Genomic DNA, 17,694 nt, shown 5'->3' on the forward strand with positions numbered 1-17,694 from the left:
TTTTGGGTTGCCGGCTCGAATCGGCGGGCGCAGGCTGTAATGATGACCGAGTACGAACACGACCACGAATCCCCGCGCGAAGAGCTGGCCAACGCCATCAGCCACGGCCTGGGCGCGGTGGCGGCGCTGGTGGGCGGCACGGTGCTCATCACCCTGTCGGCGGCCTTCGGCAACGGCTGGCAGCTGGCCGGGGCCATCGTGTTCACGGTGGCGCTGGTGCTGCTGTACCTGGCCTCCACGCTCTACCACGCCAGCACCAACCGGGCGCTGCGCGGCAAGCTCAAGGTGTTCGACCACTGCGCCATCTTCGTGCTGATCGCCGGCACCTACACGCCCTTCACCCTGGTGGGCCTGCGCGAGGACGGCGGCTGGTGGCTGTTCGCGGCCATCTGGACGCTGGCGGCGGCGGGCGTGGTGTTCAAGCTGTTCTTCACCGGCCGCTTCAAGGGCCTGTCCACCGCCATCTACATCGCCATGGGCTGGATGGTGGTGACGGCCATCGGGCCGTTCCTGCGGCAGATCCCCACCGACACGCTGGCCTGGCTGCTGGGCGGCGGCGTGGCGTACACGGCCGGCACGTATTTCTACATGCACAAGCGCATCCCGTTCGCGCATGCGATCTGGCACGGCTTCGTGCTGCTGGGCAGCGCCTGCCACTTCGTGGCCGTGACGCACCAGGTGGTGCCGCTCTGACTACCCGCGGTCGCGGCTGAGGCCGCTCCTGCAGGAGCGCTTCAGCTCGCGATGTATTGCTGGAGCTGGGCGATCTCGTGCTGCTGGTCTTCGATGACGGCCTTCACCAGGTCGCCGATGGACACCAGGCCCACCACCCTGCCCTCGTCCATCACCGGCAGGTGGCGGATGCGGCGCTGGGTCATCATGGCCATGCAGGTTTGCGCGGTGTCGGTGGGCGTGACCGTGACCACCGGGCTGGACATGATCTGCGCCACCGGGGTTTCGGCCGAAGAGCGGCCCTGCAGGATCACCTTGCGGGCGTAGTCGCGTTCGGTGGCGATGCCGATCAGTTCGGTGCCCTGCATCACCAGCACCGAGCCGATGTGGTGTTCGGCCATCAGCCGGATCACCTCGAGCACCGGCGCTTCCTTGGGCACGGTGACGAGCTTGCCCGCCTTGCCGGCGAGGATCTGGTTCACGTTGCGCATCTCGACGCCCTCCGCTGACCCTTGCGCCGATCATAGACCCGCGCGGCCGGGGTTTCACCTACCGCGGAAGCCGGGCCTCGGAGACCAGGTAGAGGGGGCGCTGCTTCACTTCGACGTACAGCCGGCCCAGGTACTCGCCGATGATGCCCAGCGCCACCAGCTGCACGCCGCCGAGGAACAGCACCACGGTCATCAGCGAAGGCCAGCCCTGCACCGGGTCGCCCCAGAGCAGCGTGCGGGCCACGATCCACACGCCCCAGGCGAACGCCACCAGCGCGGTGAGCACGCCCACGTAGGTGGCCAGGCGCAGCGGCACGGTGGAGAAGCTGGTGATGCCCTCGAGCGCCAGGTTCCACAGCCGCCAGTAGTTGAACTTGCTGCCGCCGGCCAGGCGCGGCGCGCGTTCGTAGGGCAGCGACACCTGGCGGAAACCCACCCAGGTGAAAAGCCCCTTCATGAAACGCTGGCGCTCGCGCAGCTGCCGCAGCGCGTCGAGCACGGGGCGCGACATCAGCCGGAAATCACCGGTGTCGCGCGGGATGGGCGTGTCCGACAGGCGCGTCATGACGCGGTAGAACCCGGCGGCGGTAAGGCGCTTGAGCCAGGTTTCGCCGTCGCGGCGGGTGCGGGTGCCGTAGACCACGTCGAAACCTTCGCGCCATTTCGCCACGAAGGCCGGGATGAGCTCCGGCGGGTCCTGGCCGTCGGCGTCGAGCACCAGGGCGGCGTCGGTGTCCACGTGGTCCAGGCCGGCGGTGAGCGCCAGCTCCTTGCCGAAGTTGCGCGCGAGGCGCAGCAGCGAAACGCGCGGGTCGGCCTCGGCCAGGCGCTGCAGCACGCCCCAGGTGCCGTCGCGGCTGCCGTCGTCGACGTAGAGCACGCGCGATCCGGCGTCGAGCCCGTCGAGCACGGCCGACAGGCGGCGGTGCATTTCAGGCAGCGCCGCCTCTTCGTTGTAGGCGGCGATGACGACGGTAAGCGAGCGGTTCCCAGCCATGCCGCGCAGCATACCGTCCGACGCGTCAGCGGGGGGCGTCGAGGTAGGCGGGGCCGCCCAGCTGGCGCACCTGGCGCTGGATCCAGGCGGCGCGCTGGCGCACGTAGGGGCCGGGGTTGGCGGCGCTGTACTTCTTCGGGTTCGGCAGCACGGCGGCCAGGCGGGCGCATTCGGCGCCGGTGAGCGCGCTGGCGGGCTTGCCGAAGAAAGCCCGGGCCGCGGCCTCGGCGCCGTACACGCCGTCGCCGAACTCGGCCAGGTTCACGTACACCTCCAGGATGCGGCGCTTGGGCCAGGTGGCCTCGATGAGCACCGTGTAGCCGGCCTCCACCGCCTTGCGCACGTAGCCGCCACCGCCCCACAGGTACAGGTTCTTGGCCACCTGCTGGCTGAGGGTGCTGGCGCCGCGCACGCGGCCGCCGCGGGCGTTGCGGTCGAGCGCCTTTTCGATGGCGGCGAAGTCGAACCCCGAGTGCGCGGGGAACGCCTGGTCCTCGGCCGCCACGACCGAAATCGGCAGGCAGGCGGCGATGTCTTCCAGGTCGCGCCATTCCTGGCGCAGCTCGAACCCTTCTTCGCCCAGGCCCTCGACCTGCCGGATCAGCATGAACATCGAGGTCGGCGGATCCAGCCAGCGCAGCGGCAGCACCTGGGCCAGCATCAGCAGCGGCACCAGCAGCGGCAGCCACAGCAGCCACAGCAGCCGCCGCAGCCAGCGGCGGCGCGGGCGCGGGGACGCAGCGGGGTCGGGCCGGCGCACGGCCTGTTCGCGGGGGGAAGGCATGGGCCGCAATGTAACCGCCCCGCACGGTAAAATCGCGCCATGACCAACCACCCCGACCGCGATTCCCTCACCCGCTTCCTGCTCGAACGCTCCGGCGTGCGCGGCGTGGTGGTGCACCTGGACGAGGCCTGGCAGCAGATCGCCGGCCGCGCCCACTACCCCGCCGGCGTGGCCGCGCGCCTGGGCGAAACCTGCGCCGCCGCGGCGCTGTTCACCGGCCACGCCAAGATCGACGGCCGCCTGAGCGTGCAGCTGCGCGGCACCGGCGCCCTGCGCACGCTGTTCGCCGAATGCACCGCCGCCCACACCGTGCGCGGCATCGCCCACTTCGAAGAACCCGTGCCCGAGCCGCTCACGCCGCGCGCCTTCGGCCCGGGTTCGATCCTGGCCATCACCATCGAATCCACCCCGCCCGGCGCCCAGGAGCTCACCCGCTACCAGGGCCTGGTGGGCCTGGACGCCGACAGCCTGGCCGAGGCCTTCGAGGGCTACTTCCAGCAGAGCGAACAGCTGCCCACCCGCGTGCTGCTGGCCAGCGTGGAAGGCCGCGCCGCCGGCCTGATGCTGCAGCAGCTGCCCGGCGGCCACGGCGACGCCGACGGCTGGGACCGGGTGAACGCCCTGTTCGAAACCCTGGCCGGCCCGGAACTGGCCACCACCCCGGTGGAAACCCTGCTCTGGCGCCTCTTCCACGAGGAAGACGTGCGGGTGCTGGGCCGCACGCCGCTGCGCTTCGCCTGCTCCTGCTCGCGCGAGCGGGTGTCGGACATGCTGCGCAGCCTGGGCCTGGACGAAGCCCGCGCCGCCCTGCAGGAAGGCGTGGCCGAGGTGCACTGCGACTTCTGCGGCCAGGGCTACCGCTTCGAACCTGAACAAATCGAAGCCCTGTTCAGCAAGTCGCCCAACGCGCCCGCCCCCGAGCGCCTGCAGTAGCGCGGCGTGGCGGGGAAGGTTAATTTCCTGTAAAATCAGGCCATCCGCCCCGGGAACTTATCGGGGTGGGTGAGGCTCCAAGGGGCCACTGAAGGAAACCACGCCATGTCGCCGCTACTGCGCCCCATCGCCGGAATCGTGCTCGCCCTCGCGGCGGCTTCCGCGTTTGCGCAGCAGCCGCCGCCGCTCTACCTCGGCGAGCAGGCGAAGAACGACGCGTCCACCACCGCGCTGCCCATCGTCAACAACCGCAGCGGCGAAGTGGAAGCCTTCCTGCTCATCGAAGGCCAGCAGCGCGAACCGTCCGCGCTCGACCGCATCCTTGGCCGCACCGCCACGCCTTCGATCGGCGCCGGCGTGGTGCTGCCGCTCGACAACGGCCGTCGCGTCGGCGCCAGCCTCGCGCTCGAATCCAACCCCACGCTCGGCCTGCTGTGCGACAACAGCGCCGTCGCGCGCAGCGTCGGCCAGCTGGCGCGCCACTGCCTGGTGGCGAACCTGGCGCCGGCGCCCGCCGTGCCGCTGGCGCTGTCGCGGCCGGGCCTGCGCGCGCAGGCCACGCTGGAAGGCGACCGCAGCCGCGTCACCGCCAGCCTGGGCCTGAACAACTTCGAGGCCGACGGCCCGCTGGCCCTGCCCGGCGCGCGTTTCGGCAGCGCCAACACCGACCTCATCCTCAGCCTCAATGGCGCCGGCATCGAGCAGCAGGACATCGGCCTGCTCGGCGAAATGCAGGTGGGCGAAACCGGCTGGATCAGCATCGGCGGCACCCTGGCGCGCGCCCGCATCGTCGGCGCCAACCAGCTGCCGGGCAGCCTGCGCCCGCAGTGGAACACCGGCACGATCCGCCTCGAAGGCGGCATCGGTGACTTCGGCGGCGAAATCGTCGGCCGCGTCATCGAAGTGCCGGGCAGCACCGGCAGCTTCAGCAACGTGGGCATCGGCGTCACCTGGCGCGCGCCCTGGCAGGCCCGCCTCAGCGTGGGCGCGGAAAGCCTGATGACGCGCGGCCAGAACCCGTTCCGCAGCACCGGCGACGACGAGGAAGAATCCTCGCGCGTGCCCTACATCCGGTACGAACAGGACCTCTGACCGCCCACGCGGTGTCCTGCTTCGAAGTGTGACGGCGTTCCTCCGGGTGGCATACCCCACCCCGTAACATTCGCCGCAGCATGACCCTCGACCTTTCCGTCGCCGACGCCTGCCTCGCGCGCCACCGCGTGCGCGTGCTCGGCCATGGGGGGCCGGCGCTGCTGTTCGTGCCCGGTTTCGGCGGTGGCCAGGCCAGCTGGGAACCGGTGGCCACGCGTTTCGCCAGCACGCACCGCGTGGTGCTGATGGACCTGGTGGACGGCCACGCGCTCGAGGACGGCGCCGGCCCCGCCTACGACAACCTGTGGGCCCACGGCACCGACCTGCTGGAACTGCTGGGCGCGCTCGACGCCCGCGACGTGACCGTGGTGGGCCACGGCCTGGCCGGCCTGGGCGGGCTGCTGGCCGCCATCCAGGCGCCGCGCCTGTTCAGGCGGCTGGTGCTGCTGTGCCCCAGCGCGCGTTTCCTCAACGACCCGTCGGGCTACAAGGGCGGCTTCACGCGCGACCACCTCAACGCGCTGATGGACCTGATGGACCGGGACTTCACCGCCTTCGTGGAAGTGCTGGCCGGCCTGGCCTACGGCGACAAGGCCGACCCGCGCTTCGCGCGCGAACTGGCCACGCGCCTGGCCACGCAGGACCGTGAAGCGCTGGGCGTGCGCCTGCGCCAGCGGCTCACCTGCGACCACCGCGCCGACCTGGCCCACTGCACCGTGCCCTGCACCGTGCTGCAAAGCCACGACGACCACTACGTGCCGCCCACCGCCACCGACTACCTGGTGTCGCAGCTGCGCCACGGCACGCTGCACTGGCTCGAGGCCAGCGGGCACTGCCCGCACATCACCCACCCCGACGTGGTGGCGCGCGCACTGCAGGACGTACTGCGTACCTGAACCGGGAACTGTGACGCAATTCCTCGGCGTTAACGCCCCGCGAACGTAGCATTCGCGAAACCCGTGCCCCCGCACGCCTGCACCATCGCCGCGCTTCCCCTGGAGCCGCCATGAACCTTGCGTTGCACGTCGCCGACGACTGCCTCGCGCGCCACGACGTGCGCGTGCTGGGCGACGGCGCGCGCACCGTGGTGTTCGGCCCGGGCTTCGGCTGCGACCAGACCACCTGGCTGCCGGTGGCCCAGGCGCTGGCGCGCAGCCACCGCGTGGTGCTGATGGATTTCCTGCCCGCCCGCCACGACAGCCTGCACGGCCACGCCGCCGACCTGCTGGAGGTGCTGGCCGCGCTGCAGGCGGAAAACGTGGTGTTCGTGGGCCATTCCGTGGCGGCCAGCATCGGCCTGCTGGCCGCCGTGCAGGCGCCGGCGCGCTTCGCCAGCCTGGCCCTGCTGTGCGCTACGCCGTGTTACCTGGACGAACCGCCGCACTACGCCGGTGGCTTCAGCCGCGAACAGGTCGACGGCCTGCTCGAACTGATGGAGCGCAACTTCGCCGACTGGAGCGACACCGTGGGCCCGCTGGCCTTCGGCGAGTTCAATGCGGAAAGCTTCGCCTGCGACTTCAGCCGCCGCCTGCGCCGCCAGGACCCGGCCGCGCTGCGCCGCTTCATGGCGCTGACGCTGTTGTCCGACCTGCGCGCCGACCTGCCGCGCTGCCCCGTGCCCACGCTGGTGCTGCAAAGCCCGCACGACGACTTCGTGCCCGCCAGCGCCACCCGGCACCTGGTGGAAGCGCTGCCCGCCGCCACCCTGCGCCTGCTCGACGCCAGCGGCCACTGCCCGCACGTCACCCACCCCGCGCAGGTGGCGCGGGCCCTGCACGCGCACCTTTCCGCATGAACCGGGCACTGTCTGACGAACCGGCCTTCGCCGCCGACACCCTGCCCTGCGCCCTGCTGCGCTTCGACGCCGGCGGCCGCGTGCACGGCGGCAACGCGCGCCTGCTGGCCCTGCTGGGCCGCAGCCGCAAGCAGTTGCTGGCCGCGCGCGTGGACCAGCTGCTCACGCCCGGCAGCGCCATGTTCCTGCGCACCTACCTGCAACCGCTGCTGCAGGGCCACGGCCAGGCCGACGGAATCAGCCTGGAACTGGTGCACGCCGATGGCGGCGCCCTGCCCGTGATCATCAGCGCCAGCTGGCAGGGCCAGGGCAGCGAGGCCGAGATCTGCTTCGCCGTGATGCCCGCCCCGCGCCGAACCGGGCACGAACACGACCTCGAACGCGCCCGGATGGAAGCCCGGCAGGCGCGCGAACACCTGGCCCGCGCCAACGCCGACCTGGAGCGTTTCGCCGCCCGCGCCGCGCACGACCTGGCCGAACCCACCCGCAAGCTGATGGCCTTCGGCGAGCGCCTGGCCAGCAGCCCGCGTTCCACGCTGGACGCCAGCGACCGCGACTACCTGGAGCGCATGCTGAAGGCCGCCGCGCGCATGCAGGGCCTGGTGGACGGTCTGGTGGACCTTTCCCGCAGCGCCCCGCCGGCCGCGCCCGGCGAACCGGAGCCACTGGCCAGCGTGCTGGCGGGGGTGCTGGACGGCCTGGCCCGCCACGTGGCCGCCGCCGGCGCCGACGTGCGCGTGGGCGAACTGCCCGACGTGGCCGTGGACCCGGCCACCGTGGGCCGCCTGCTGCACCACCTGCTGGACAACGCGCTCAAGTTCCGCCGCGAAGGCGAAGCGCATGCCGTGCGCATCGAAGGCGGCTGGCGCCCCGGCGCGGAAACGCCCGCCTGGTGGCTGGCCGTGCACGACAACGGCACCGGCTTTCCGCCCGAACAGGCGCACCGCCTGTTCGAACCCTTCCTGCGCCTGCACGACAAGTTCAAGTACCCCGGCGCCGGCCTGGGCCTGGCCACCAGCCAGCGCCTGGCGCAGGCCCTGGGCGGCGGCATAGAAGCCGAAGGCCGCCCCGGCGAAGGCGCCAGCTTTACCTTGCGCCTGCCGGCCTGACGGCCACCTCGAAGCCCTGGGCTTCCATGGACGAAGCCAGCTGTTCCAGCGGCGCCCGCGGCCCGCGGCGCACCGGCACCACTTCGCCCCGGCGCAGCGCTTCGTAGGTGGCCTGCGCCTCGCGCGGCAGGAACACGCGCAGCACTTCCAGCATGCGCACCGGCTTGTCCTTCAGGCGGTAGTGCGAGCGGATCTCGAGCACCACCTCGTCGGCGCCCGGCATGGCGGCGGGCGCTCTTTTCATGTCCATCGTCATCGCGTGTTCCCTCCTGGAACAGGAGGATTATCACTTGGCGATGACAGTAAAGCTGACGCGAAATTTTCGCCGCGTAAGATTTACACGCCGTAGTAGTCGCGGTACCAGGCCACGAACTTCGCCACGCCCTCTTCCACCGGCACCACGGGGCGGTAGCCCACGTTGACGATGAGGTCGGAGACGTCGGCTTCGGTGTCGGGCACGTCGCCGGCCTGCAGGGGCAGCATTTCCATGATGGCCGGCTTGCCCAGGCACTGTTCCAGCACCTGGATGTAGCGCAGCAGCTCCACCGGCTGTTCGTTGCCTATGTTGTACAGACGGTAGGGCGCCACGCCGCTGGTGGCCGGGTCGGGGGCCAGGCCGTTCCAGTCCGGGTCCTTGCCCGGCACGGTGTCGAGCGTGCGCACCACGCCCTGCACGACGTCGTCCACGTAGGTGAAGCTGCGCTTGTGGTGGCCGTGGTTGAACACCTTGATGGGTTCGCCCTCCAGGATGGCCTTGGTGAACAGGAACAGGGCCATGTCGGGTCGGCCCCAGGGGCCGTACACGGTGAAGAAGCGCAGGCCCGTGCACGGAAAACCGTACAGGTGGGCGTAGCTGTGCGCCATCTGCTCGTTGGCCTTCTTGGTGGCCGCGTACAGGGTGAGCGGGTGCTCGGTGGAGGCGTGCTCCGAAAACGGCATTTTCAGGTTGGCGCCGTACACCGAGCTGGTGGAGGCATAGACCAGGTGTTCGACCCCGTGGTGCCGGCAGCCCTCGAGCACGTGCAGGAAACCGGTGACGTTGCTCGCCACGTACACATGCGGGTTCTGGGCGGCATACCGCACGCCGGCCTGGGCGGCCAGGTGCACCACGCGCTTCGGCTTGTACCTGGCGAAGACGTCCTCGACCGCCGCCCTGTCGGCCAGGTCGGCCGTGACGTGGGTGTAACCCGGCAGCGCCTGCAGCCGCGCCAGGCGGGCGTGCTTCAGCGTGGGGTCGTAGTAGTCGTTGAGGTTGTCGAAGCCAATGACCTCGTCGCCGCGAGCGAGGAGGAGCTGGGCGACGTGGGAGCCGATGAAGCCGGCTGTGCCTGTGACAAGTATCGAGCTCAAAGGCTTTCGAATAGCAGACATGTAGATTCACTCCGAGTTATCGCGAATCAGCGCGAGGGGGCTTCGGGCGCCAATGCCCGAATCAGCGCGCCGAAGCGCTCGCCATAGGCGTCCTCGTTGTAACAGGATGAAAACTCCGTGCGTGCCGCGGCGGCCATACTGTCGCGTCGCTGACGATCACTCACAATTTCGGATATCGCGCGGGCCAAATCGACATGATTTCCGGTTTCAAACTGTAGGCCAGTCAGGCCATGGCGATTGATCGTCGCCAGGCCAGATCCGTCCAATGCCGAACTTACTACGGGCACGCCAGCGGCGAACGCCTCAATTACACTCACGCCGAAAGCTTCGGCGCGCGTGACAGATGGCATGCAGAAAACGTCCGCCGACGCGAGTGTACGCGCCAACATGACGTCGTCGACAAAGCCGAGGAAGCGCACACGATCCTGAACGCCAATTCGGTTTGCAAGCTCCTGCAGAGAGTCCATCTGCGGACCGCGACCGCACAGATGCAATTCGCATTCCGGCAACTCAGCCATCGCCCGCACCATGACATCGAAGCCCTTGTAGGGAACGAGGCGCCCACATGCGACCAGACGTCCTGGCACCGTCACCGCGGGCCCGGCGGCGAAGTCCGTCGACAGCGGGATGGTGACGCACTTGCTCCGCCATTGGCGCAGTGGCAACGAGGCGTCAGCATAAGCATCAGAGGTGACGACGATCCTCTCGGCGCGTCGCAGGACACGCGTCTCCAGCGGCCGGTAGCCGACATACAGCCTGCGTTGTGCGACGACGTCGCTGTGCCAATGCACGATCGTGCGGAAGCGTCCGCGCGACAGGCACACGGCGAGCGCCGCCAATGGATTGGGCATGTGCACGTGCACGATGTCGGCTACAGACAGCATGCGCAGAGCGTCGCGCAGGTAGCCTACGCTCAATGGCGCCGACGCCACCTTTACCTGGGTCTTCCACCGACGAACGTCGCCGACGCCGGCCTCCAACGCGAAAGATGACTCGCCCGCCGAGAAGGCAACCACTGAAACATCAAGGCCGGAAGCGTGCGCGAGCCGGGCCGTGGTCAGACTGACTCGCTCGATACCACCAGGTTCGGGCGGGAAGAACTTCGTGAGCTCCACCCACTTCACTTCGGTTCTCTCCTGGGGTTCGACGGTTGCATGGCAATCGTTTCGAAGGCACGGAAGCGCTCTACGCGCATCAGCACGAACACAGCGATGGTTGCCAGCAGCAAGTACTGGCCGCTACTCGCTACGAACAGATTCATCACGGAGGCGAACAACAGCAAGCCGAGCACGACCACGTGGAGAAAAATCCAGACACCGCTGCGCGAGGCTGCATTGCGTGAAATGCGGCCACAGCCCCAACCGAACAAGACACAAGCGAGCACGCATCCATAAATGCCGTAGTCGTAGTAAATCGGTCCAAGCAGGGTCGTGAAGACACCGGGTCGCGCCTGCCCTTGAGAAATAATCGGCTCGATCTCAACGCCCATAATGCCGTCGACGACTATCTTGGAGGGGATATAAAAGGTTTGCAGTCCACGCGTTTCGCCGCCGTAGCCGCCCTCAATCGCGTAAAAGAGTTCGTAGAGGCCATGGGTCAGGTACTGCGATGAGTGCACCACCGCGTACTTAAGGCTGCCCAAGCCCGACGCTCCGGTCTGCATCAACTCCGCCGCCGTGTCGTCGCGGATCGGCACGAAGGTCGAATAGCCGGACTGGTACATCGACGCGACGGGATCCACCCCGGCCTGGGCGGTGCGCAGCCAAAAGACATAACCCATGATCCACGTCACCGCGATTGCGAAGACCGACAGGCTAACCAACCCCGCCCAGGTTAGCCGGACGCGGCGGAACAACACCGCGGCGACTAGCGTCGTGCCAAGAAAGCCTACCAACGCGCTTCGCGAACCCATCAGCAGCAGGTCGGACAGGGGGTAGGCAAGCGACAGCAGAAGCATGATACGCAGCTTCCAGCCTCGTTCGCCTGCGGCTTGAAGGGCGAACACGACGATCGGCAGAAGCACAAGAACTGCGCCCAGAAGCGAACCCGCGAAGGCGAGCGAACCGCTGCCGCCCTCGATCAATAGGCCTCGGTTCTCGACGAAATCTGTGCCGAGCTGTCCACCGCCGCGCAGGAGCACGCGCTCTAACATCTTGAGCACGAAACCACCTCCGCCCATAAACGCGAGCGCCATCGCCAGCCGGTTCGCCTTGATCACGTCAATCGCGATTGCGCTGCCGCGAGCGCGCATGCTGCCGAATCCGATCACCAGCGCCCCGAAGAACACCAAAACGCAGAAAGCCACATAGACGGGAGCCATGCCCGTGCCACCGTAGCTGTACTGCAGCGGCGCCAGAAGCCACACGACGAAGTAAAACGCGATCGAGATCACGAACGCCGAATGGGGGGGGCTGATACGTAACGAGATCGCGCACTGGCTCATGGGTTCGTTCCGGACGATGCGAGGCACGCGATGGAGACGGCCACGACCGCCCCGCCCAGGGCAACACCAACCACCATGGGCAGAGGCGTGCCGGCTTGGCGCAGCTTCCGATGCTGTCCGGCGATCATCGTTGCGAGCCCGATTAGCCACGCGACGGTAACCAAGAGGATACGGTCGTCGATTACTTTCATCAAGGCGAGGTTGGCCGCAATCTGGGCCAGCAAGCCGGCGCACACGGCGCGGCTCTGGTCGCCGATAGCCCCGACACGGAACAGCGCGCCTTCCATGCAGGCCGTGGCGGACCACAGCACAATCGCCGCAGCAAGCAACCAGACAAGCGTTCCCGGCCGCGGTATCGCGACACCGAATCGCGATGGCAGCCCCGAGGCCAGCAGACCGATGACCGCCAGCGCGGCGAACGCGACAAGCAGCACGGTGGTGGCCAGCGGGCCGTCGCGGGAGCCAGGCGTGCTGTCGGCGAACAACCTGCGGAAGAACAGCGTGTTGATGAACTGGTGGGCGACGATGGCGATGGACAGCCACCGGAACGCAATGGCGAACTGGGCAACCGCCTCGACGCTGCCGGCGAACCCGAGCACGGCTCGCGGCATCGACATGAACAGCCCGAGCAGAACCCCACCTACCAAGTAGCCGACACCGCGGCGAACGAAGCCGCGGAAATCTCGCTCTAGCCAACTCAGAGAGGGCCTCATTCCCACCGAAGAGAGCAGCACGGAGATGAGTCCGACGCTCGCAACAAGCAAAACGATGAGGTAGGCCTCGACAAAGTTTGACCCCATCCAGGCGAGCCCCACCGCCGCGAGGAGGGATAGGTAAAGGCTGCTTTCTGCCACGGACGCCCAGGCACCGCGCCCCAGCCCCTTGAGGCGCGCCGAGACGGTCAATTGAAGAACCACTACGGCCGACTGCAGCGCCACCGGAGCGAACAGACTACTGCCGCCCACACCCGCAATTAGCACTGCCACCGACGCCAGATCTAATGCAGCCGACGCGGCGATGACGACGACGACTGCCGTGCGGATGTGACGCCGGTCCTGACTGCCGACCGAACCGTAGGCAACGACACCATGCGCGCCGAATCCGATGAGCGGACCGACGATCAGAGACATCGCTATCCACCACTCGACGGCGCCATATTCGGCGACTCCGAGCAGGGACGCAGCGAGGATCGGCGCCACAAGTACCGCCGACTTTGCCAGAGCGAACAGAAGCCCGTGGCGTCCGAGCTTGAGTAGCACCAGTCAGCTCCCGTTGGCCGGACGCTTATGGACAACCGTCTCCACTAGCCCTGGAACATTGATCTGCGGGTGTCGCTGGCGAGCGGTTGTGTAGTCCAACTCAACCATTCGCAGCGGCTGGCTAACGTAGAGGCCGGCGATGCGCAGCGAAGTCGAGACGGTGGCGCCGGAACCAACGGTGATGGCATCACCAATCTTGACAGCCGCATTAACGACGCAGCCGGAGCCGATGTAGACGTTATTGCCTATCGTCACGCTTCCGTCGATCCGGAATCGGTCTATACCCTCGGCGGCATGAAGATAGCCGTGCGTCCAGACCTGGCTGCCCCGCCCCGCCAAGATGGAGTAGTCGCCAAGGCGGACGCTGCGCGTGCAGTCGATAACATGACCAACCGTGATCTTCGACCAGGTTCCAAGCCTGAAGATTGCGCGCCCCCAGGTTACTCCTCGCGGTGCGCGCAGGATCGCGTTCTGGGAGCCGATGCATGCGAATTTCCCGAGCCGAGCGTACATCGGTCCGGTGATCCGATTCAGGTGACGGATGCTGCCACCTTCGTCGCAGTGGAGGCTCTCGGCGACAATGAAATTGCCGTGCCCTATCCTTACTCCGGATTGCAGGGTCAGGCAACGCAGCGAAATCCAGGAAAAGCCAATTCTGGCAGTTGGCATCACTCTCCATCCAAATCGCCGCAATAGCCAGTTCTTCGCCCTGCTCGGGGGAGCAATCAGGCAAATCATCGCGCAGACCGTTCGCTTCAGCCCCATTTTGGCATTACCTCTTCGACGGCAGCACATACGCTTGCGACGTTCTCCGGACGCACCACTGCCGGGAGCGTGGATGGATCGGAAACCAGCCCAGGAAACGTCGTGGCAAAAAGGCGCTGCACCAGCTCGACCCGTTGATCGTCATCCGCCAACACAAACATGCCCGAGGCTACCGTGGACGCGACGGCACCAATGTCTTCAGGGCGCCCGATGCGGAGACAACCGGGTCCGTCTTCGACGATGCCGGGCCCAAGTTGCACCAGGGGTATTCTCGACAACACGGATTCCACGGCGACAGTCCCTGTGACGGTGCAGACGAGGTTTGCGCGCGCAAATTCATCGGCAATCGAAATTGCCAACGGAACGGCGACGACATTCGGCGTCGTAGCAATGACCTCCAAGAGCTCGCGCGACAGCTCGTACTTGGCCTTCGGATTTGCCTTCACCCGGAGCTGCCAGCCGACGGGCAAGCTGCGGGCGAGGCGCTCGACGAGTCCCGCCTGGTTGCGGTGCTGCCCACCCCAAAGGTCGAGGTTGGCTTCAGGCTGCATCTGAAGGGGATACAGGCAGACGCCGGTGGGTGTGGGTCCGGCGTAGGCACGGGCCGCCAGCGCCTCCCATCTACCGAGATGGGACCGCGTACGCCGGTCGAGACTCAGTTTGCGCCAAACCGACGGCGTGTTGAAACGCTCGCCCAAGAACCGGCCGCGCAGTATGCGGGCGCGATCGGCCAGAGTGCGCGGCGCGGGATGCACGCGGTCGACGACCTTTTTGGGTGACTTCTTCATGTAGTCGGGGATCCGTTCACGGCGGCGGATCGCCTCGGCGATTTCCAGCGCCTGTGCCGCATCGGGCATATCCTTCGAGCAACCCCCGATCGTCGTCTTCGAGGCGCCGTCGTAGATTGCGAAGCGCCCCCCCGGGTAACCGGGCGCGCTAGGATGGAGGAACGGAATGCCGCGACGCTTGCAAGCATCGATGACAAGCAACTCGTGAAACAGCGTGCACTCGCCCAAGACGAGGTCGGGGCGCTCCTGATCCAGCCATTCACCCACGAGCCGATTGTAGTGCGGATAGTGGCGGCTATCGCCGGCGAAGTAGTTGATATTGCGGTCCGCGTGGCGGATCCAGCCAAGGTCATCCGCGCCAACTTGGTCCCCAGTCGCGCGCGAGGGAAACGGCATTACTCGAATCCGCCCCGTAGTTGGTAGGAACACCGGGTTCTGAACCAGCCAGCAGCACTCGTGGCCACGCTCCAGCCAGTGCCGCGCCATCGCGTCCCAGAACCAGGTTTTGTAGCGGTTCTCGACGAATCCGATCTTCATTCTCACTCGATCTTCTTGGAAAGCAGGTCCCACGCCAACGGCGTACCGCGCGACACTGCCGTCTGGAACTTCATGCCCTGCACATCATCCATGTGCCGGCAGGCGAGCCCGAAGCCCGGGCGGATGGAACGGACGTTGTCGTGGGTCACGGCCTCACCGGCGGCGACGTCGCGCGTCACATACAGCGAGCGCCGGAACTGCACGTTGCCCTGCTCGCTCGACTTGCGCCCGTAGTCGACGCTACCGAGCGACCCCCATGCAGTGCGCGCGGCGCGGCACAGAGCGGCGAGCTCCGCGGGCTCAAGCGAGAAGCTGTCGTCAGGACCACCGCCACTCCGATCGAGCGTGAAGTGCTTTTCGATGATGCAGGCACCGAGCGCAACCGAGGCGATGGCCGTCGTGTTGTCCAGCGTGTGGTCGGACAGACCGACCGGCACGCCGAAGCGCGACTGCATGTCGGGCAGTGTGCGAAGGTTGTAGTCGGCCGCGGGCGCCGGATAGCCACTGACGCAGTGCAATATCGCCACATCGTGACAGCCACCATCTCGCGCTGCGTGCAGTGCTTCGTCGATCTCATCGGCGTCAGCCATGCCTGTCGAGATGATCATTGGTTTGCCGGTCGCGGCGACATATCTAATCAATGACAGGTCGACCGCTTCAAACGAAGCGATCTTGTAGGCTGGTGCGCCGAGCGATTCAAGCAGATCGACCGCCGTCCGATCAAACGGCGAACTGAAGAGAGTGATTCCTAGCTGACGAGCTCGCTTGAAGAGCGCTTCGTGCCAATCCCAAGGCATGTGCGCCTCGGAATAGAGCTCATACAGCGTGCGTCCATCCCAGAGACCGCCTCTGATCCGGAACTCCTCCCGGTCGCTATCCATCGTGATGGTGTCGGGACGGTATGTCTGGATCTTGACAGCATCAGCGCCGGCCTTGTGCGCCTCCCCAATGATGCGCAATGCTGTGTCGATGCTGCCGTTATGGTTCGCAGACATTTCTGCGATCACGTAGGGCGGATGGCCCTGACCGATGCGACGGCCTGCAATTTCATAGTTGTTCATCGTTATTCCTCCGCGCCGGCAGTGCGGCGCCTGGACCACTCTTCGCGAAGTAGGCCGAAACAGACGAGATCAGGGCCCACCGGGTGGTCCGGGTACTGCGCCCTGAGCGTACCTTCCAGGCGAAATCCCAGCGCCAGATGCAGGCGAATCGAAGCACCATTTCCGCATAGTGCTTGGCCGCAGACCTTGAGCAGGTCAAGGGTGGTGAATGCCCAGTCGAGCGCGGCCTCGCCGAGCACGGTTCCAGTGCCCTTAGGAGCGCCCGGTGTGGCATAGAAGCCCCAATCGACAACGCGGCTCGCGGACAGACCGTTAAAGTGGACGAAGCCCAGCGGACGGCTGCATTGTTCGACGATCAGCAGCCGGCGCGACGCATCGGTCGACGCGCGCTCGAACCAGCGACGGTGTTCGTCCAGGCTGATCTCATGATTTGTCAGCATGTAGCGGCTTACATTCGGATGGTTGCGCCAGGCCAGTACAGTCTCAAGGTCGCCGGCTCCCATAGCCCGGACTGAAACGTCAGCGCCCACGGATCATCTCCCTGACCACCCGGTCCAGTCCCTGCCCGTCAACGAGCGCGCTCGCGGCTCGGCTCATGTCACGCAACTGCGAGCGATCGTCCAGCAGGCTGGAGATCATCGAGGGCAGCTCCTGCGAATCGTGAATTAGCCAGGAGGCGCCGGTCGCAGCCAGCGCCTCAGCGCCCTGGACCTGGTTATCGGCGACCACCATCGTGAGGGCCGGCAGCCCCAGGCAGCAGCGCTCCCAGGACGTGGTTCCGGCCGCACCGATCGCAAGGTCGCAGGACGCCATCAGCTCCGCCATGTTGGAAACGCCGACGTGCACTTCGCTTCGCCAAGGCAACGCAGCGGCCGCGTCGCGCACTTCGTCCAGCCAGGGAGCGAGCGGGCCCATGACGATGCGAATATTGCAGTTGGCAGGCAAGGGCGCACTGGCCAGCGCTCTCAACACGCGCGAGGTATGGTTCGCCTTGTCGACTCCACCCAACGAGACCAGGATCGCTTCGAACCTGCTCCCATCCCGGCGCTCCAGGCTTTGTTGGCGCCATCGCGCGAACTCCCCGCGCAATGGCGCGAAGTCCGTGCCGGTCAGCACGGAAGCTGTCTCAGGCACTAGGCCCGAGTATTCTGCCGCACGCCTGCCGAGCGTCTGATCCACCAGCAGGTCACAGTCGTGCGTGCGGTTGGCGAGGTCGTCGATGACCGCGATCCGGAAAGCGTGCGGGCGAAGCCGGGATTCCCAGCGCCAATCCAGGCCATAGTGATCGACGACAAGCCAGTCGATGGCGCGCCTGTCCAGCCTGCGCGAAACCGCTCCGGCATCATCCGCCTGCGAGCGATCGACCGCCGCAGGAGGGGCCGGCAACAGGCTCTCCCCCGCCGCGTCCGGCGTCGCCAGAAGCCATACCGGAAACCCTTGCCGCTCGATGAGCCCACCAAGGTGGCCTGGTAGGTCGCGACATGCGAACTGACAATTCGCCCCTTGGACGCGAAGTGCGCCGGCGATCGCCAGGCAGCGCATCACGTGCCCGCTCCCGATCTCGGTCGCCGCATCCGCGCGGAACAGAACATCCATA

At 67.1% G+C, this 17,694-nt stretch carries 19 protein-coding genes; 6 read left to right on the top strand and 13 right to left on the bottom strand.

The window, feature by feature from the left end; translation table 11 throughout:
• Nucleotides 1-42: 42 nt before the first annotated feature.
• Nucleotides 43-693, top strand: a complete 651-nt coding sequence (trhA, locus tag N790_RS07780; RefSeq protein ID WP_043802937.1) for a PAQR family membrane homeostasis protein TrhA — start codon at nt 43-45, stop codon at nt 691-693.
• 41 nt (nt 694-734) lie between these two features.
• Here trhA and N790_RS07785 read toward each other — a convergent pair whose 3' ends face one another.
• From N790_RS07785 to mtgA, 3 genes are read right to left on the bottom strand one after another with little or no spacing between them, the layout of a single operon-like run.
• Nucleotides 735-1,163 carry a CBS domain-containing protein gene (locus N790_RS07785; protein ID WP_043802878.1) on the bottom strand — a complete coding sequence of 143 codons (429 nt, stop codon included), beginning with the start codon at nt 1,161-1,163 and terminating at the stop codon, nt 735-737.
• 58 nt (nt 1,164-1,221) lie between these two features.
• Nucleotides 1,222-2,160 carry a glycosyltransferase family 2 protein gene (locus tag N790_RS07790; RefSeq protein ID WP_052385787.1) on the bottom strand — a complete coding sequence of 313 codons (939 nt, stop codon included), beginning with the start codon at nt 2,158-2,160 and terminating at the stop codon, nt 1,222-1,224.
• 25 nt (nt 2,161-2,185) lie between these two features.
• The gene (gene mtgA, locus N790_RS07795; protein ID WP_052385788.1) at nt 2,186-2,944 is read right to left on the bottom strand and encodes a monofunctional biosynthetic peptidoglycan transglycosylase; all 759 of its coding nucleotides are present in this window, start codon (nt 2,942-2,944) and stop codon (nt 2,186-2,188) included.
• 39 nt (nt 2,945-2,983) lie between these two features.
• Between mtgA and hslO the strand changes: the two genes are divergently transcribed.
• From hslO to N790_RS07820, 5 genes are all read left to right on the top strand, one after another.
• Nucleotides 2,984-3,877 carry an Hsp33 family molecular chaperone HslO gene (gene hslO, locus N790_RS07800; RefSeq protein WP_043802880.1) on the top strand — a complete coding sequence of 298 codons (894 nt, stop codon included), beginning with the start codon at nt 2,984-2,986 and terminating at the stop codon, nt 3,875-3,877.
• A 105-nt stretch (nt 3,878-3,982) separates the two neighbouring features.
• Nucleotides 3,983-4,969, top strand: coding sequence for an XOO1806 family protein (locus tag N790_RS07805; protein ID WP_043802882.1), 987 nt, complete (start codon nt 3,983-3,985; stop codon nt 4,967-4,969).
• A gap of 80 nt (nt 4,970-5,049) precedes the next feature.
• Nucleotides 5,050-5,865 carry an alpha/beta fold hydrolase gene (locus tag N790_RS07810; protein WP_043802886.1) on the top strand — a complete coding sequence of 272 codons (816 nt, stop codon included), beginning with the start codon at nt 5,050-5,052 and terminating at the stop codon, nt 5,863-5,865.
• 110 nt (nt 5,866-5,975) lie between these two features.
• Complete coding sequence (locus tag N790_RS07815; protein WP_043802890.1) at nt 5,976-6,764, top strand: alpha/beta fold hydrolase; 789 nt, start codon at nt 5,976-5,978, stop codon at nt 6,762-6,764.
• On the top strand, nt 6,761-7,873 hold the full coding sequence (locus tag N790_RS07820; protein ID WP_052385789.1) for a sensor histidine kinase: 1,113 nt from the start codon (nt 6,761-6,763) through the stop codon (nt 7,871-7,873). Before N790_RS07815 ends, N790_RS07820 begins: the two co-directional genes overlap by 4 nt.
• Here the strand turns inward: N790_RS07820 and N790_RS07825 are convergent.
• From N790_RS07825 to pseG, 10 genes are all read right to left on the bottom strand, one after another.
• Nucleotides 7,851-8,117 carry a hypothetical protein gene (locus N790_RS07825; RefSeq protein WP_156969998.1) on the bottom strand — a complete coding sequence of 89 codons (267 nt, stop codon included), beginning with the start codon at nt 8,115-8,117 and terminating at the stop codon, nt 7,851-7,853. The two genes, N790_RS07820 and N790_RS07825, sit on opposite strands and share 23 nt — an antisense overlap.
• A 92-nt stretch (nt 8,118-8,209) precedes the next feature.
• Nucleotides 8,210-9,223 carry an NAD-dependent epimerase gene (locus N790_RS07830; protein ID WP_245593758.1) on the bottom strand — a complete coding sequence of 338 codons (1,014 nt, stop codon included), beginning with the start codon at nt 9,221-9,223 and terminating at the stop codon, nt 8,210-8,212.
• A 47-nt stretch (nt 9,224-9,270) separates the two neighbouring features.
• The gene (locus tag N790_RS07835) at nt 9,271-10,368 is read right to left on the bottom strand and encodes a glycosyltransferase (RefSeq protein ID WP_043802897.1); all 1,098 of its coding nucleotides are present in this window, start codon (nt 10,366-10,368) and stop codon (nt 9,271-9,273) included.
• Nucleotides 10,365-11,687, bottom strand: a complete 1,323-nt coding sequence (locus N790_RS07840) for an oligosaccharide repeat unit polymerase (RefSeq protein ID WP_043802900.1) — start codon at nt 11,685-11,687, stop codon at nt 10,365-10,367. The genes N790_RS07835 and N790_RS07840 overlap by 4 nt, the downstream gene beginning before the upstream one ends.
• Complete coding sequence (locus tag N790_RS07845) at nt 11,684-12,946, bottom strand: polysaccharide biosynthesis protein (RefSeq protein WP_043802903.1); 1,263 nt, start codon at nt 12,944-12,946, stop codon at nt 11,684-11,686. Before N790_RS07845 ends, N790_RS07840 begins: the two co-directional genes overlap by 4 nt.
• 3 nt (nt 12,947-12,949) lie before the next feature.
• Nucleotides 12,950-13,615 (bottom strand): acyltransferase, encoded by a 666-nt coding sequence (locus tag N790_RS15630; RefSeq protein ID WP_281174839.1) that lies wholly within the window; start codon nt 13,613-13,615, stop codon nt 12,950-12,952.
• An 86-nt stretch (nt 13,616-13,701) separates the two neighbouring features.
• Complete coding sequence (locus tag N790_RS07855; RefSeq protein WP_043802906.1) at nt 13,702-15,036, bottom strand: glycosyltransferase family protein; 1,335 nt, start codon at nt 15,034-15,036, stop codon at nt 13,702-13,704.
• Between the two features lie 2 nt (nt 15,037-15,038).
• A complete protein-coding gene (gene pseI, locus N790_RS07860; protein WP_043802908.1) occupies nt 15,039-16,097 on the bottom strand; it encodes a pseudaminic acid synthase in 1,059 nt (352 codons plus the stop codon).
• Between the two features lie 2 nt (nt 16,098-16,099).
• Nucleotides 16,100-16,627: a UDP-4-amino-4,6-dideoxy-N-acetyl-beta-L-altrosamine N-acetyltransferase gene (pseH, locus tag N790_RS07865; RefSeq protein ID WP_211251971.1), complete on the bottom strand. Its 528-nt coding sequence runs from the start codon at nt 16,625-16,627 to the stop codon at nt 16,100-16,102.
• Nucleotides 16,617-17,693, bottom strand: coding sequence for a UDP-2,4-diacetamido-2,4,6-trideoxy-beta-L-altropyranose hydrolase (gene pseG, locus N790_RS07870; RefSeq protein ID WP_043802913.1), 1,077 nt, complete (start codon nt 17,691-17,693; stop codon nt 16,617-16,619). The genes pseH and pseG overlap by 11 nt, the downstream gene beginning before the upstream one ends.
• Nucleotide 17,694: the final 1 nt, after the last annotated feature.

This window comes from Arenimonas malthae CC-JY-1 (genome assembly GCF_000747075.1).
In the GTDB taxonomy this organism is placed as follows: Bacteria; Pseudomonadota; Gammaproteobacteria; order Xanthomonadales; family Xanthomonadaceae; genus Arenimonas; species Arenimonas malthae.